Source organism: uncultured Psychroserpens sp., from assembly GCF_947492715.1.
Taxonomy (GTDB): Bacteria; Bacteroidota; Bacteroidia; order Flavobacteriales; family Flavobacteriaceae; genus Psychroserpens.
In genome coordinates this window covers 523,026-540,037 of sequence record NZ_CANLNS010000001.1, presented here as the reverse complement: position 1 = coordinate 540,037, position 17,012 = coordinate 523,026, and the positions used below count along the sequence as shown (strand labels likewise).

Annotated in this window: 15 protein-coding genes; 8 read left to right on the top strand and 7 right to left on the bottom strand. The window is 35.4% G+C overall.

Annotation, left to right across the window (positions count from 1 at the left end; translation table 11 throughout):
* From Q0787_RS02435 to Q0787_RS02410, 6 genes are read left to right on the top strand one after another with little or no spacing between them, the layout of a single operon-like run.
* On the top strand, positions 1-267 hold the full coding sequence (locus Q0787_RS02435; protein ID WP_298900624.1) for a DUF1272 domain-containing protein: 267 nt from the start codon (positions 1-3) through the stop codon (positions 265-267).
* Positions 264-1,847, top strand: coding sequence for an aldehyde dehydrogenase (NADP(+)) (locus tag Q0787_RS02430; protein ID WP_298900623.1), 1,584 nt, complete (start codon positions 264-266; stop codon positions 1,845-1,847). The genes Q0787_RS02435 and Q0787_RS02430 overlap by 4 nt, the downstream gene beginning before the upstream one ends.
* Positions 1,844-3,574: a DUF885 family protein gene (locus tag Q0787_RS02425; protein ID WP_298900622.1), complete on the top strand. Its 1,731-nt coding sequence runs from the start codon at positions 1,844-1,846 to the stop codon at positions 3,572-3,574. The genes Q0787_RS02430 and Q0787_RS02425 overlap by 4 nt, the downstream gene beginning before the upstream one ends.
* Positions 3,567-4,577, top strand: a complete 1,011-nt coding sequence (locus tag Q0787_RS02420) for a 4-hydroxyproline epimerase (protein WP_298900621.1) — start codon at positions 3,567-3,569, stop codon at positions 4,575-4,577. Before Q0787_RS02425 ends, Q0787_RS02420 begins: the two co-directional genes overlap by 8 nt.
* 11 nt (positions 4,578-4,588) lie before the next feature.
* Positions 4,589-6,847 carry a prolyl oligopeptidase family serine peptidase gene (locus Q0787_RS02415; RefSeq protein ID WP_298900620.1) on the top strand — a complete coding sequence of 753 codons (2,259 nt, stop codon included), beginning with the start codon at positions 4,589-4,591 and terminating at the stop codon, positions 6,845-6,847.
* Positions 6,848-8,095, top strand: coding sequence for an FAD-binding oxidoreductase (locus Q0787_RS02410; protein ID WP_298900619.1), 1,248 nt, complete (start codon positions 6,848-6,850; stop codon positions 8,093-8,095). It begins immediately after the preceding gene.
* Between the two features lie 15 nt (positions 8,096-8,110).
* Here the strand turns inward: Q0787_RS02410 and Q0787_RS02405 are convergent, their stop codons facing one another.
* Genes Q0787_RS02405 through Q0787_RS02390 form a run of 4 tightly spaced genes read right to left on the bottom strand, consistent with a single transcriptional unit; the run spans position 8,111 to position 13,532 of the window.
* Complete coding sequence (locus tag Q0787_RS02405; RefSeq protein ID WP_298900618.1) at positions 8,111-9,181, bottom strand: proline racemase family protein; 1,071 nt, start codon at positions 9,179-9,181, stop codon at positions 8,111-8,113.
* Complete coding sequence (locus Q0787_RS02400; protein WP_298900617.1) at positions 9,174-10,133, bottom strand: ornithine cyclodeaminase family protein; 960 nt, start codon at positions 10,131-10,133, stop codon at positions 9,174-9,176. The genes Q0787_RS02405 and Q0787_RS02400 overlap by 8 nt, the downstream gene beginning before the upstream one ends.
* Positions 10,134-10,151: 18 nt before the next feature.
* A complete protein-coding gene (locus tag Q0787_RS02395; RefSeq protein ID WP_298900615.1) occupies positions 10,152-11,471 on the bottom strand; it encodes a S28 family serine protease in 1,320 nt (439 codons plus the stop codon).
* Between the two features lie 6 nt (positions 11,472-11,477).
* Positions 11,478-13,532, bottom strand: a complete 2,055-nt coding sequence (locus tag Q0787_RS02390) for a trehalase family glycosidase (protein WP_298900614.1) — start codon at positions 13,530-13,532, stop codon at positions 11,478-11,480.
* 318 nt (positions 13,533-13,850) lie between these two features.
* On the opposite strand from Q0787_RS02390, the gene Q0787_RS02385 reads away from it, so the two are divergent.
* On the top strand, positions 13,851-14,129 hold the full coding sequence (locus tag Q0787_RS02385) for an STAS domain-containing protein (RefSeq protein ID WP_298900613.1): 279 nt from the start codon (positions 13,851-13,853) through the stop codon (positions 14,127-14,129).
* Here Q0787_RS02385 and Q0787_RS02380 read toward each other — a convergent pair whose 3' ends face one another.
* The gene (locus tag Q0787_RS02380; protein WP_298900612.1) at positions 14,130-14,594 is read right to left on the bottom strand and encodes a DUF4440 domain-containing protein; all 465 of its coding nucleotides are present in this window, start codon (positions 14,592-14,594) and stop codon (positions 14,130-14,132) included. It abuts the gene before it with no gap.
* A gap of 34 nt (positions 14,595-14,628) precedes the next feature.
* Entirely contained in the window at positions 14,629-15,729 is a 1,101-nt protein-coding gene (locus Q0787_RS02375) for a DUF4407 domain-containing protein (RefSeq protein ID WP_298900611.1), read from the bottom strand.
* 170 nt (positions 15,730-15,899) lie between these two features.
* Between Q0787_RS02375 and Q0787_RS02370 the strand changes: the two genes are divergently transcribed.
* Positions 15,900-16,097 (top strand): hypothetical protein, encoded by a 198-nt coding sequence (locus tag Q0787_RS02370; protein ID WP_298900610.1) that lies wholly within the window; start codon positions 15,900-15,902, stop codon positions 16,095-16,097.
* Between the two features lie 48 nt (positions 16,098-16,145).
* Here the strand turns inward: Q0787_RS02370 and Q0787_RS02365 are convergent, their stop codons facing one another.
* On the bottom strand, positions 16,146-16,931 hold the full coding sequence (locus Q0787_RS02365; RefSeq protein WP_298900609.1) for a hypothetical protein: 786 nt from the start codon (positions 16,929-16,931) through the stop codon (positions 16,146-16,148).
* Between the last annotated feature and the right edge of the window lie 81 nt (positions 16,932-17,012).

The window sequence follows — 17,012 nt, the reverse complement described above, 5'->3', positions numbered from 1 at the left end:
ATGCTAGAGATTAGGCCTACATGTGAACATTGTAATAAGCCACTCGCTTATGATGCAAAGGATGCTATGATTTGCACTTTTGAGTGTACATTCTGTAAGCAATGTGTAGAGGATATATTAGAACATGAGTGTCCTAACTGTAGCGGTGGTTTTGAAAAACGACCTATACGACCTAAAGCATTATTGGAAAAATATCCAGTGTCTAATGTGGTAATTCATAAACCAGTGGATATTGTGGCCCATTTAAAACGAATTAAAAAAAGATGATTACAGGAAAAAACTATATAGGAAACGCCCTATCGGCTAAAGGTAATATTGAATATAAAACCTTTAATCCAAGATTAAATATTGAAAACCAAAACACGTTTATAGAGGCTACGTCTTCCGAAATTGAAATGGCTTGCACACTTGCAGAAAGAGCATTTCAAAGATTCAAAACCTATTCAGGGAAGGATAAAGCTGAGTTTTTAAATGCTATTGCTGATGAAATTCTAGCTTTAGATGATGAACTCATAAAGACGTATTGTTCTGAAACCGGACTACCTGAAGGTAGAGCAAAAGGGGAACGCGGAAGAACGGTTGGTCAATTGCGATCTTTTGCAGAATTGGTTGCCGAGGGATCTTGGGTAGAGGCTACAATAGACACAGCACAACCTGAAAGAGAGCCAATGCCAAAATCTGATATTCGTAAAATGATGACACCTTTAGGAACCGTTGTTGTTTTTGGGGCGAGTAACTTTCCGTTGGCATATTCTACCGCTGGCGGAGATACGGCCGCAGCATTTGCTGCTGGCTGCCCAGTAATTGTCAAATCACATCCTATGCATGCTGGAACAGGAGAATTAGTAGCTTCGGCCATTATAAAAGCAGCAGAAAAAACAGGAATGCCAAATGGTGTGTTTTCTAATTTAAATAGTAGCGGTATAGAAGTTGGCGCACAGTTGGTGAAACGTCCAGAAGTTAAAGCAGTGGGTTTTACAGGAAGTATTAAAGGTGGACGTGCTTTGTACGATTTAGCGGCACAACGCAAAGAACCTATTCCAGTATTTGCTGAAATGGGAAGTATAAATCCTGTTGTGATTCTTCCAGAAGCCTTAAGTAATAGAGGCAATACATTGGCTAAAACTTATGCCAATTCTATAACCCTAGGAACAGGACAATTTTGTACAAATCCTGGTTTGATTTTAGGGTTAAAAAGTGAGGACTTGTCCAATTTTATTACAAAACTTTCTGAAGAAATTGTAGCTATAGAACCGTCTTGTATGTTGCATCCAAATATCCTTGGAGCGTATGAAGCTAATAAGGAAAAAACGCTATCACAACCAAACTTGAATGTTAGCGCTGACTATACATCTGAGGTACTTCCAAATTATGCGAAACAAGCTATTACTACAGTTTCTGGAGTAACTTTCATCGAGAATCCAACGCTACATCAAGAAGTATTTGGCCCATTTTCAATGGTGGTGCAATGTGAAAATGTTACCGAGTTAGAGGAGGTAATTTCAAATCTAGAAGGACAACTCACAGGAACAGTTATAGCAAATGATAAAGAAGCGAACAACTATACAGGTGTAATTTCAGCATTGCAAAATAGAGTAGGACGGATTATTTATAATGGGGTTCCAACAGGTGTTGAAGTATGCCCTTCTATGGTTCATGGTGGGCCATATCCGTCATCAACAGATAGTAGGTTTACTGCTGTAGGGATTCATTCAATAAAGCGTTGGGTTAGACCTTTTAGTTATCAAGACTGGCCAAACCACTTGCTTCCAGATGAACTTAAAAATGAAAACCCTTTGGGTATTTCCAGACTTATAAATAATAAGCAAACAACATCAACGATATGAACTATTTTAAAGGCATTTCGATACTAATTTTACTATTAACTTTTGGGTGTGAAAAAGAAAAATCGACGACTAATTCAAAAGATTTGACCCAAATAATTGATAGCTATCAAGACAATAAAGGATATGATGAAAACGCATATCCTTTGGGTCTTTTTACTAAAGAATATTTCGAATCTGAAGCCGAGTTCGCAAAGACAAAATTAGACGAGTTATCACATATTAATTTGTCTGATTTAAGCGAAACAGATCAAATTTCAGTGGCACTTCTAAAGTTTATCCTTGAAGATAAGATTAACTATTTTGAATTCGAACAATATTTGAATCCAATTCTTTCTGATGCTGGGTTTCATAGTAGTCTAACCTATGAAGTTAGACCCTTAAATGACTATGCTCAAGTTAGAACATATCTCAATAAATTGAATGCTATTCCTACTTATGTAGATCAACACCTTGTAAACCTAAGAGAAGGTCTTGAAAAGGGAGTTTCTCAACCATTAATCATTTTTAAAGGTTACGAATCTACTTATGACGATCATATTGTTGACAATGTAGAAGACAGTTATTATTATTCCCCTTTTAAAAACTTGCCAGCCGATTTAACCCAAGCACAAAAGGATTCTGTGCTCATAGCGGCCAAGACTGTGATAGAATCCAAAGTAACACCACAATTTAAACGTATTAAATCCTTTTTTGAAACAGAATACCTCCCTAAAACTAGAACAACTATCGGTGTTTCAGAAACTCCAAATGGTAATGGATACTATCAAGATCGTATAAATTTTTATACGACCAGCACCCAATACACTGCAGACGATATTCATCAAATTGGATTAAAGGAAGTGGCACGAATAAAGGCTGAAATGGAACAGATTATTTCAGATTTAAACTTTGAAGGTAGCTTTGCAGACTTCCTTAATTTTTTAAGAACCGATGAACAATTTTACGCTAAAACTCCAGAAGAATTATTAATGATTGCTCGCGATATGTCTAAAAGGGCAGATGAGCAATTATCTAGATTTTTTAGAACATTACCTAGAAAACCGTATGGCGTAGCTCCTGTACCAGATGCTATTGCGCCTAAATATACTGGCGGACGCTATGTTGGAACATCTAAAGAGAGTACAGATCCTGGGTATTATTGGGTAAACACCTATGATTTGCCGAGTAGAACATTATATACATTGCCAGCACTTACTGTTCATGAAGCGGTTCCTGGTCATCATTTGCAAGGTAGTTTAAATAACGAATTAGGAGATAGTATTCCACAATTTCGAAAAGATCTTTACCTCTCAGCATATGGCGAAGGTTGGGGCTTGTATTCTGAGTTTCTCGCAGATGAAATGGGTATGTATACAACACCTTACGAACAGTTTGGTCAGCTTACTTATGAAATGTGGCGAGCTTGCAGATTGGTAGTAGATACAGGAATACATGCCAAAGGTTGGACAAGAGATCAAGTAGTAGATTATATGTCATCTAATACCGCACTATCGCTTCACGAAATTAATACAGAAACAGATCGCTATATTTCATGGCCTGGACAAGCGTTATCGTATAAAATTGGAGAACTCAAAATAAGAGAGCTAAGAAAAAAAGCTAAAAAAGAACTGGGTGCCAAATTTGATATTAGAGCATTTCATGAGGTGATTTTAGAGCAGGGAACTGTGACCCTAGCCATTCTCGAAAAAAGAGTCAACGATTATATCGAAAAACAAAAAAATGAGTAAATCAACGTTTGTTTGTATAGATGCTCATACATGTGGCAACCCGGTTCGAGTCATCAAAGAAGGAGGTCCCAATTTGGTGGGAGACTCTATGAGTGAAAAGCGCCAGCATTTTTTACAACAATACGATTGGATTAGAAAAGGACTCATGTTTGAACCTCGAGGACATGACATGATGAGTGGAAGTATTTTATATCCTCCACATGACCCAGATAATGATTTTGCAATTTTATTTATTGAAACTTCCGGATGTTTACCAATGTGTGGTCATGGCACTATTGGTACTATTACAATTGCAATAGAAGAAGGATTAGTGATACCAAAAACACCAGGCAAAATTAGAATGGAAGCTCCAGCCGGACTTGTAGATATTGAATATCAACAAACGGGATCTAAAGTAGATTGGGTGAAACTTACCAATGTGAAAAGCTACTTGGCAGCCGAAGGTTTATCTATTGAATGTCCAGAGTTAGGTGACATCTCTTTTGATGTTGCATATGGCGGAAATTTTTATGCCATTGTTGATCCACAACAGAATTTTTCTGGAGTACATAATTTTACAGCAAGCCAGATAATTCAGTATTCTCAAATTGTTAGAGATCGCATTAATGCAAAATATCCAAACATGTTTGTGCATCCTGAAAATGATACTATTCGAGATGTATCGCACATGCTTTGGACAGGAGATCCAATTCATACATCGTCATCGGGAAGAAATGCCGTGTTTTATGGAGATAAAGCCATTGACAGAAGTCCATGCGGTACAGGGACTTCTGCACGTTTAGCACAACTACATGCGAAGGGATTACTGAAAAAAGACGAGCCTTTTATTCATGAAAGTTATATAGGCTCCACATTTATTGGTCGTATTGAAGAAGAAACAGAATTAAATGGACATAAAGCTATTATCCCAAGTATTCAGGGATGGGCAAAAGTATTTGGACATAACACAATAACAATTGATCCTGATGATGACCCGTATGCTTATGGTTTTCAGGTAATATAAAATAAAAACAGATGAAATTATTGTATTGTTTTCTAATTGGAATTGGTATTTCATTAGGTAGCGTTCAGGCGCAAAATATCTCCCAAGAAGATTATAAAAGAGCCGTTAGTTTTATGTTTGATAATTACAATAACAAAACAGCTTTTAACCTTTATACACCAGTTAACTGGTTTGAAGATGGTAACGGGCTTTGGTTTATTGATTATAGCGAAAAAGGAAAATCATATAAAACAGTGAATTTTGAAGACTATAAAGTCACGCCATTGTTTGATCATATGGCTTTGGCAAAAGCCCTAAGCGGAGTATCGAAAAACCCAGTAGATGCTAGCCAATTACCTATAAGGGATATAGCAAGACTATCGAAAAAAGAACTTTCGTTTTCCTTTGAAGGTAAGGACTATACATATCATCTAAAAAACGACAAACTAAGCCTGAAAACAAAAGAGTTAGAAGAAGTCAGAAATTTGTTCGAAACTAAATCTCCAGATGGTAAATGGACGGCTTACGTGAGAGATTATAATGTGTATGTAAAATCTGTAGCTTCTGAAAAAGAATATCAGCTAAGTGTAAGTGGTCAAAGAAATTATGAATATGGATCATGGTATGGTTGGTATGACAAGATGGAAGGTGAAAATGGAGAACGTCCAAAACGATTTTATGTAGATTGGTCTCAAGACTCAAAGTGGATTGCAACGTCATTGGTTGATTTGAGAACTGCTGAAAAGATGTATCTATTAGATTATAGTATAGACTCACTATATAAACCTAAACTTTTATCCTATTATCGAGGATCTCCAGGTGATACAACAATGGTTTATGTAGAACCTGTGTTTTTTAATGTAGAGACAAAGACTGAAATAAAGACAGACCTTCCTAAAGGAACACATATTAATTCTGTATCTACACAATGGACAGACAAATCTGGTGTGTTATTAGCAAGATATCCTGAACGAGGTTATCAAAAAGAATATGTAAAGTTGGTTGATTTAAATTCAAATACAATAAAAACCATAATTGAAGAAACTAGCGAAACTAATATTGATAACTTTGAATATCGCTTTTTAGAACAACAACAAAAAGTCCTGTTTCTTTCAGAACGAAGTGGTTGGAGGCAACTCTACCTATACGATTTAAAAACAAATGAAACTAAGGCATTAACCCAAGGAGAATATTATGTTGCTAACATAGAATATGTAGATGAAAAAAAAGGACTCGTCTATCTTCTAATTAATGGAAAAGAAACAGGTAATAATCCATATCATCATCAATTATATAAAGTCGATTTTAAAGGTAATATTACTTGCCTAACCCCAAAACTGGTAAACCATCAAATTACATTTTCAGAAGATGGCACCTATTTTACAGACAATTATTCTACTATAAATTTGCCTACCACAACAGTTTTGAGAGATTCAGAATCTGGGGAAATTTTAACAGAGCTAACAAAGGCAGATGTCAGTGAGGCTTTAGCAATGGGTTGGCAGTCACCCGAAGTTTTTGAATTAACGGCTAAGGACGGTAAAACGACAATCTATGGCGCATTATGGAAACCAACGACTTTCGATCCGTCAAAAAAATATCCAATAATAGATCATACGTATACAGGTCCGCATACAAAAATGTTTCCTGAATCTTTTTCTCGAGGTTTTATGAATCAATCTTTAGCCGAACTTGGCTTTATTGTTATCATGGTGGATGGTCTAGGAACGTCTAAGCGCTCTAAATCATTTCATAACTATTCGTATAAGAATATGGGGAATAATTTAGAAGACCATGTCTTAGCTATTGAATTTTTAGGTAAAAAGCACCCTTGGATTGATACAAATCGTGTTGGTGTTTTTGGTCATTCGGCAGGAGGATTTGACACGGGAAGAGCAATGCTGGCCTTTCCAGAAGTCTATAAAGTTGGTGTTGCCAGTTCTGCCGATCACGATTTCCGAATGGAAAAAGCATGGTGGCCCGAAATGTATCAGGGTTGGCCAGTAGATGAATCTTACCAAGAGGTGTCAAATATTACTAATGCTTCTAACTTAAAAGGAAAATTGTTATTAGTTCATGGTGGCTTAGATGATAACGTAAATCCTTCGGCGACATTTAAATTGGCAGACGCCTTAGTTAAAGCCGATAAAGAATTTGATTTATTGATTTTACCTAGTCAACGTCATGGCTATAGAGGAAAACAACGTTTGTATTTTATAAAAAAAAGGTGGAATTATTTTATAGAGCATTTGAGAGGAGATACGCCACTGTGGGATTTTAAATGGGAGTAAATGAGTAAACAGGTTGTTATTATAGGTGGCGGAATTATTGGGTTATGTTCGGCATATTACCTTCAAAAGGAAGGGCATCAAGTTTCGATTGTAGATCAATCAAACCTAGATGCTGGAGCGTCCTATGTTAATGCTGGTTATTTATCACCAAGTCATATTGTCCCTTTATCTGCGCCAGGTGTTATGAAAAAAGGGTTGAAGTGGATGTTCGATTCTTCGAGTCCATTATATATTAAACCTAGATTAGAGCGTGATTTTTTAAAATGGACATGGGCTTTTAATAAATCATGTAATGCCAATCATGTTTCTAAAGCGATTCCTGCAATTAAGTCGATTACATTGTTGAGTCAAGATTTGTATGATGATATTAAGCAAGAGGAAGGGTTTTCATTTCATTATGAAAAGAAAGGTCTTTTAATGCTGTGTCAAACTGAAAAAATGTTAGATGAAGAAATTAAAATGGCAGACCTTGCTAGGCAGGAAGGTTTAGAGGCTAGAGCCATCGGCTTGGACGAATTAAGTAGGATAGAGCCTAATGCTACTATGAGTGTTAAGGGAGCAACATATTACCAATGTGATTCTCATACAACGCCTTCCGAATTTATGGAAGAAATGAAAGCACATTTACGCGCTGTGGGAGTTCAATTTTATAAAAATGAAACCGTTAAAGATTTAGAAATTTTAGATGGTGAAATTGTATCAATTATCACAGATAAACAAAATTTGAAAGCCGATGAATTTGTATTGGCAGCAGGTTCATGGTCATATCTATTAAGCAAGAAACTAGGCTTGAAATTATTATTGCAGGCAGGTAAAGGCTATAGGATTAATACAACTAGAGTTACCAATATATCTGTTCCCGCTATTTTGGCAGAAGCTAAAGTTGCTGTGACTCCAATGAATGGATTTACACGATTTGCGGGTACTATGGAAATCGCAGGAATTAATCATGATATTAATACAGCAAGAGTAGAGGCTATTGCTAAAGCTGCCACACAATATTATCCTGAAATTATTTTGAGTTCAGAAGAGAAACGTAAGGCCGCGTCTGGATTACGACCTGTATCTCCAGATGGGTTACCTTATATTGGAAAATCTTCCAAGTGTAAAAATATTACAATTGCAACTGGCCATGCCATGATGGGGTGGAGTATGGCAACAGCCACGGGAAAACTGGTTCAAGAAATAATTAATAGCAAGAAAACATCACTTCCGATAGATGTATTTAGTCCTGACAGAACTTTTTAACCACTCCTAAGTCTGTTATCTTAGAATGAATCCATCTTTCATTGGGTCGTTTGGGTCAATCACAAACGTTTGCATTCCGGTAATATGCGCTGTTCCTTCTACTTCAGGAATAATGGCTTTAAAAGCGCCATAATTTTCTTCAGACACTATGGATCCATTAAACATTGAGCCTGTAATGCTTTCAATTGTCATTTGTTCTTCGAAATTTATTTCTTTCCGAGCCCAATGAATCGCCATTCGACCAGAAACACCTGATCCTGTTGGGCAACGATCTACTTCTCCTTCTGCAAAAATGCAAACATTTTTACTGTCACTCCCAGAACTCTGTTTAGTGTTATCAATAAAAATGGTACCATATAAAAAGCTGAGATCCTGTTCAAAAGGATGAACAATGTGTTTGTCGTTTGTCATAACAGCCTGTTTGATTTCCATTCCTGTTGAAATGAGTTGACGATAGGAACTAGGATTTAAATCAAAATTAAAAGTGTTTTTTGCTAAATCAACATAAGCATAGAACGCACCACCATATGCTAGATCGTAAGTTATGGTGCCCAACCCTTTTACGTTCACTGTTCTGTCTAGACCAACAACAAAACTTGGAACACAATGAAAACGAACACCAGCAACCTTTCCGTTTTTTACATGTGCATACGAGGTAATTCTACCACATGGCGCATCTATTTTTAAGATATTGTCACCTTCTTTCATATCGATCCAATTCATTTCTATAGCTAAGGTTGAGATGGCAATGATGGCATGACCACACATTGTAGAATATCCTTCATTATGTAAAAAAATGACACCAAAATCACCATCACTATCATTAGGCGGAAGTAATATGCAACCATACATATCGGCGTGCCCTCTGGGCTCGAACATGAGTGCTGTTCTTAAAAAATCGAAATGTTCTTGACAGTACCTCCTGTATTCTAAAACAGAATTCCCTTTTAATTCGGGAAAACCATCAATAATAACACGAAGAGGTTCTCCTCCAGTATGCATATCGATGGTTTTTATTTTTAGCCAATGTTCTGGTGGCGTAAATTGTGTGTTGTTTAGTATCTTTTGATAAGTCGAATTAGGCATTGGTATATGTATTGTAGTAATAGTTTGCGGCGATTAAGTCTTCTAAGGCATGACCTACAGATTTAAATACGGTTATGTCGTTGGAATGTTCACGCCCGTAATGTGCTTGAGAACAAAGATGGAAGAGATCGGCTTTAATATCTGACGTGTTAATAACCCCTTCTTTTATTGGGATAACAATATCTCCGCTTTCTTTGAGTCCACCTTGAAAAGTGTCAACAAAAATAGACGCTTTAGATATTGTTTCGTTGTCTGCTTCCCTCATATCCTTTTTATAAGCACCAACCAAATCTATATGTTGACCTGGGCGCAGGTATTTTCCAAAAACTAAAGGTGTTTTAGATAACGTAGCGCAAGAAATAATTGAGACTTCAGATATTTTTTCCTCTATAGTCTCAATAGGAGTGCTTTTGAATTTTTCGTTGTTTAGCTGATCGCATACGGCTTGAGCTTTTTTTAAACTTCGGCCCCAAACGTATACATCTGAAATAGGTCTAACGGAGGCATGCGCTTTTATTAAATTAGTAGAAAGGGCTCCAGTTCCAATCATTAGTAAAGAAGACGCGTCTTTATTTGACAAAAATGAAGATGCTAAAGCCGAGGCTGCGGCAGTGCGTTTTACCGTTAAACTTTTGGCATTTAGTATAGCTTTTAATACACCAGTCGTAGCATCGAGGTAAATATAAGCCCCGTTGATAGAAGGTAAATTATATTGTCCGTTTTTTGGACTTACTGTGACAATTTTAACACCAGCGTTTTTATTAGGATTCCAAGAAGGCATTAATAACATTGTAGAATCTGAATTCGTTTTTGGGTTGGGGAAATCATGATGATGACGTAAAGGCACAATAATATCTTTAGATAAGAATCCATGCTTTAGTGCAGCAATTAGATTTACGAAATCCGTATTGTTTTCAATAAACTTACCATCAATGAGTTTAATGTTTTCCATAGCGAAAAAATTACAAGACTATTGCTGTAGCCATGCATCTATAATATCGTAAATAGATTGTTTTGTTTCCGAAGAAAAATTTCTTATTCGTGTTCTGTGATCTCCTTTAGGCTTAACAAACTTATAGAGTTCTCTTTCTGCTGCCGAATCACTTAACTCTACAGCTGTAGCACTCCATGCATCATATTCTCCATAAATAAAAAGTATTTTTTCGGCAGACTCATCCAAATAAGATTTTATGTCTTGCATTGGTTTTAAATTATATGGCTTTGAAACTCCATCTGGAAATGCCCAATCAAATTTATAAATAGCCTCCGTATTTAGATACTCCTTAAAAGGTGCTGTTTCATAGCCATAGATACCTTGCTCGGTCAAGGCAGCCCAAAAATAGGGTTGGAGATCGTCAACAGCTTTTTCTTCAAAAAAGCCATAACCAACAACATCAATGAGATGCTTATATATTTGTGCTGTGGAAACCCCTTTAGGAGGAATACTACTTACAGGAACGCCCCATTGCCAGAAGGCAAAAGAATATTCGAGAATGGTATAATCTAAAGCCTTTTCGACGCCAAACTCCCAATTCATGTTTTTACTTTGTGCTTCATTTTTCATAAGTTGTAAAAGCGCATCTCGGTTTTCAAAACATAAGTTCTGAAATGCTTTCACTTTGTCTCGATCTTCTTTGGTTGCTACCGTTTTTAAAAACTGATATACTCTAGGGTCTTCACGTTTGTAATTAAGAGGGCCAACATAACACACGCTAGCATCAACATTATTTGGGAAAAACCTACGATGTGCCATTGTAGTTTGACACCCTTTTGAAATACCAGTGGAGATGAATTTTGAATTAGGATATAGGGCGTTTCTAATCGCATTAATAATACGAGCCTGATCTTTAGCGGCATTTTCAACAGTTAAAGTATTCCAATCGATTGTACTAGGGCGTGAGTTATTAAAATAACGATGTTCTATAGTGAGTTGGTTAGCTTTATAATGAGCTGCGAGTTCTCCAGCCCTCTCTGATCCAATGCCATAACCCCTTAGTTCGACAATGACAGGTAAATTACCGTTTTCAAAGCCGAGAAATACACGTTGTTTGAATGTGCCCTTAGTAGCATCGTTATGATCTATTGGTTGCTCAAACCAAAGTTCATAGTTTTCATCAAAGTGACTTGTAGTTTGCTTTTTTTCAATACTAACAATATTTGGTATTCCTGCCAGTTTTTCGAAATTAGAAAGCTCTTTTTCAACTGTTGGAGCAACCACATTTTGTGTGGTTTTACAGCTTAAAACAGTTATTGAAAAAAGAATAGCGTAAAAAACATGAGATAATTTCATAGGTATTTAATTTTTAAGTAATAACATAATAATATGTGCCGCGCTCCAGCTAAAATTTTGAGCGTGCAGTCCTTTTCCAGTTAATGGATGGTAATTTTCTCTTATAGATGGTCCTTGATCTAACAAGCCCTCTGCACCTTCTAGGATTTGAATGGTAGCGTTATTGGCTTCCTCATTAAAACCATAATTTCGCAAAGCTTTAACGCCAAAATAGGCTTGGTCTAACCAATTAGGACCTCTCCAATACCCATTTAGGGGGTCAAATTTTTGATGATCGGCACTCATGGTTTGGAATGGAACTTTAGTGAAGAATTTTTTAGGATTCATCATTTTGTTTTTTACAGCACTGGCTTGTTTGTTTGTGGCTGCATTTGCCCAGAGCATCGTCCATCCTTCGCTTCCTTCACCTTTTATGAATGCAGTTCCTTCTAAATTAGTATCGTAGAACCAGCCATCTTTCTCATCATAGAATTGGCTCTGAATTTTACCTCTTAATTGTTTGGCTTCTAATTGAAATTGTGTAGCGTCTTCTGGCATCTTTAATGCTGAAGCTAATTGAGCCAAATAATGTTTTTCAGCATAGAGATAAGCATTTAAATCGACGCTTTCTTGGTTAAGGGAATACGCGTTTTCTGAATTTTTTAAAATTTCAGAATGATCAAATCGTATAGCATTATCCATCCCGCTTTCCCATTTGGCAGCTATTAAACTTCCATCTGTTGAGCCATATTCGCATAAGCCATCATTGTCATGATCTCGTTTTTGATACCACCAATAATGATACTTTTTCAGTTTAGGATATAATACTTTTATAAAAGAGAGATCCTTATCTTTTTCGAATATTTTAGAAACTGCCCAGGCCGAAAGAGGTGGTTTGGTGTCGCGATAATTGTGTTTCTCAATGAGGGTATCTCTAAACACACAATCGGCAACAAAACCATCATCATCTTGAAACTCAAACATGAGTCTTATTTGTTTTTTTGCTAAATCGGGATTGAAATAAGACAAGCCAACAGCATGCTTCCATGAATCCCAAGACCAAAAGCCGTTAAACCATTTGTAGTGGTAACTCGGGAATAACCCTTCATGTTTAATTGCTCCTGCTGGAATTCTCCAATTATTTTGTAATGTAAGATGAGCTTTTGCTAAAACTCTAGCGTATTTTTCTTTTTTAAATTGTGGTCTTCTATTCGTAAGGAGAGATTTTATTTGAGCTTTCTTTTCGACTTTTTTTGAATTTAGGACCGTATCAAAATTGGTGTTTAGAATTTTGTTTTTCTCATTATTCCATGAATACTCTGGAAATATAAAAGAGTGAGAAATAATAATTTCGTTTGAGGTGTTAGGCTGAAGGTTTATTGTTTTTAGTTGTATGCTGTAAAGAGAATTTTCATCGAGAATATCAATATGCTCAATATTGTTTTTAACCAGAATATGACCTATAGCTTTAGATTTTTCAGAATGTAGAGAAACAGTATTGTTCTTTTTGGATAATCTAATTCCGATGTCAGAAAGACTTCCTTTGATATTAGTGTTTATTACTATTTGAGTATTTGATATGTTGGTTATTTTGACGCGTTGTAATGCCGTGTGACCGGACATAAAGACGAGGTCTTGCTTAACTACGACATTCTTATTTTCGAAGAGTTGTTCTAAATGACTGGCATAGCTATTTTGTGATTTGAGATCTTCGTTAAAATCTAATAGAGGTTGCTCATGATTATCAATAGTAAAATTAAAAACTGATAGATTTGGGCTACTCCAGATACCATTTTGTTGTGTCATTAAAAATGGCCCAGAAAAGCCAATTTTATGGGATTCTTTTTTAGGTAAACTATATGCGAACCAAGCGCCTTGGTCTGAAAACATTAGACCAGATTTATCTAGAGAGTCTTTAGGTGAAATATGATAATCCAGGATATTATGGCTAAACTCGAGCGGATCTTTTTTTATGGATTCCTTTTTTTGCGTACAACTTAAAATAGAGACGCAAGATACTAGACTCAAGACAAGTGTTCTTTGTTTTAAAATTAGAAGAGATGTAAAAATCTTTCGACTCATTTATGTGGTTCTAAATAGAAAGTAAATGTAACCAATATTACAGACTATTTGATTGATATTATTTTCTAATTTAATACATCTATAGACGTTTTTAACAGCTATAAATCAGGAAAAACACTACAAAAACCTTCAGAATGTATTATGTAATTCATTTATAATGTGTTGTTTATCGAATAAACAAGTCCGTTTATAATCTAAAACCAACCAATTATACATTTAATCGAAAATATAGTTATACGCGTATTTAATTTTAGATATTTATATCATAATAATATTGATTGATAGCAAATAAGAGTAACAACCTTAAATCGTATTATTATGAACTTAGAAATTACAAACGCGAATAACTTTTTTAAAGTTAAAGGAGCCTTAGATAGACACAATATTCATGTATTTAAGAAGCAATTCAGAAACGTTTTTGAACGTGCTAATGCCATTACGGTAAGCATAGAAAATTTGACAAGTATAGATCGTTATGGGGTAAGTGCTATCGCCCAATTACATAATGAAGCTTTGGTCAAAAACAAACGTTTATCAATTATTGGATTAGGACACAGCAACTTATATAATCATTTTAAGTCTGAAGAGGCAGCATAATTAGCAAGACATATCTGCGATAATTTTCCAGTGACCGTCTATCTTTTTAAAGATGATCATAAAGACACCGTTAGCATCTCCGACAGGTCGTGTTAAGTGGTATTCTCCCATAACCCAATAGTTGCCATTTTCAATTTTTGATATATCATTAATAACAAATCTTAATGTACCGCTTTCAGCAGGTGTAGGGTAGCCTTTTTTATAATTTGCAAGCGTGTTATCCCAGCCTTTGGTGAGACCACTACTGCCATAAAATTTTAAAGAACTACTTTTCCAGTACCCATCCATAAAACCTTCAAGATCATGGTTGTTCCATGCAATTTCTTGTGCAGACATTACCGCTTTGATAGCAGCTTTATCTGCTTGATTTGTATCTTCAGAATGTGTTGCAACGTCAACTTGTTTTGTTTCAGTTTGACAAGACAATAGGAGAATGGTTAGAAACGCATATATAAATTTTCGCATAGTAAGTACATTTAGAAACTAAATATACTTAAAATTATAATGCATTTTTCTGATGTTTAAAAAAGGCATCGGCTTGTAATTGCATTAACTCACGAGCTTTTTTACGCTTATACGTATATAATTCGTCTTCTTCTGCAATGTCATTGTAAATTCTATTATTCAGGGTTTGATCTGTTTGTAATAAAATTTTTCGTTCACCTACCTTTTGCTCAACCCATGTTTTTACTGCTGTTTCTGCATCTTCTAACTTATAGTCATACTCACCTTTAGGCGATAATAGCTTTGCAAATATGGGAGATGTTTCAACTGCTAAAAACAGAAGTAAAATGAAAAGAGATGGCAGCCAAGGTAATTCGCCAAGAGCGCTCACACGCGCCATTAGACCATCAAAACCATCAATGATAGGTTGGGTTGTGGTAACTTGCGTGTCATAATCTGTTTTGAGTTGTGCAATTTGGGCTTCGGTTGTGGCAATTTTAGCCTTATTGTCTGCTTTTAACTGCTGTAATTCGGCAAGTGCCGCATCATGCTTTTCACGTTTTTCTTTATAAACTGGGCCTTTACCTAAAAGTTGAGTTCCTGCAGTTCCTTCGGCTTCAGAAATATAAGTGTCGTATAAAGCATTAACTTCGGCTTCTTTTGTTTCTATTTGAGATTGAAGTGTAGTAATATTATTTTCTAGAGCATTGATATTTGGCGTAAACTGCTCAGCAATTTGTGTCTGATTAGCTAATGTAAGTTCATTCTTTTGTTCCAGTAGAACTTGATTAATTTCTTTTTCAAAAATTTTAAGTTCCAAAGGTTTAGAAATAACAACAGCAATAATAACGGCTAGTATTAATCTAGGAGACGCTTGGATAATCTCGTCCATTATATTGTTTCGTTTTTTTATGGTTGATACAATAAAACGATCCAAATTAAAAATTAATAATCCCCATACAAAACCAAAACCAATAGCTGTGATTAGATTATCAAAAACGGTATAGAGTGCATAACTACAAGCAATAAATGCCATTACTGCGGTAAAGAAAACTGTGGCTCCAATGCCAGCATATTTATTTTGTTCACCTATAGCACAGCTATCTAGAATATCTGTATCAGCACCAGAACAAATGATGAAGAATTTTTTTAACATGATGATTGTTTTTTGATTGATTGTCTATTAGAACGCAAAACCTGTGGCTTTGTTACATAATTTAACAGAAAAGACGATTCTAAGGTGAGTTTTTGTATTTAATGCTGTGTATTGGGTAACATTTGGATGTTTTTCTGAACACTATTATTATTAACCATAAATTTTTAATTATGTTAAAGAATATCTTAAAACTTGAAGGTGTTAAGCCTCTTCAGAAGTCTGACTTATTAGCTATTGAAGGAGGATCTGTTGGTCCAACCTTTGAATTGGAATATGTGCATTCATGTGGTATGGAAACGGAAGGAAATTATGCGCACTTTTCTGAATGTTTAAATTTAGGATTAATCCCAGTATCTGCTTCATATTAACTCATTAAAAGCAGGGTTTTTCATAAATAGCCCTGCTTAAATTTTAATTTATTTGGAAGCACAATATACACGATTGGGATATTCACCATGTACAAACATATCGGTATGTTCTCTAATAACAAATTCTGACAAACCTATATGTGTTGGATTATCTGGACTCCAATCGTAGGTATATCCTAATTGTGTCCATGGATAACCATATTGATTAAATAAGGTGTCCTTGCAGTCATTATATTGTGTGGCTCTTGTAGTATTAAACCATTTTCTATATTCTGGACTTACATTGTTTGGAAGATTTAAACCACAAGTGTTATCATTAATTTCATTGTCTGGACCTGGTCTAAACATGTCAGAAGGTTTTACCCATAGTTCTAGAAAGAAGGTTTCTGGCGTGAATGGTTGTAGTCCTAACAATTGTCTTAAGCGCATATTAGGATCTTTGTGGTTTTTATAAAAACTTTTGCAGCTGTCTTGTATAATTGGTGCTGCTGTAACCCAAATAACTCTATTTCCGTTGTTGAATTTTCCTGTTTTTGGATACCAGTCTGGATTTAATTTCCAGGATACCATTTTAATATAGCGCTCTCCATTAATTATAGAGTCTATAAGGTTTTTATTTGTTTCTAGATTAATGAGGTTATGACTTATTTCGCTTGGTTCAGGATTTTGAGCGTCCAGCATAGCCAGTGTAAAAAGGGAATCTAATTCTTTAATTGGTATTGAGGTAATTGGAACAATTCCCGATATTTTTTCTTCCTTTTGTGTTGAATCTTGAGTTTTTGTACTAGCTTTTTTTTCTTGAAATTGGTCGGAGTTGTCCGCTTTTTTACACATTGTAAGATTTAAGGTTAAACATGTAAAAAACAATAAGGATAAACAGATATTCACTTTGGGGTTATAAGACGATTTCATAAC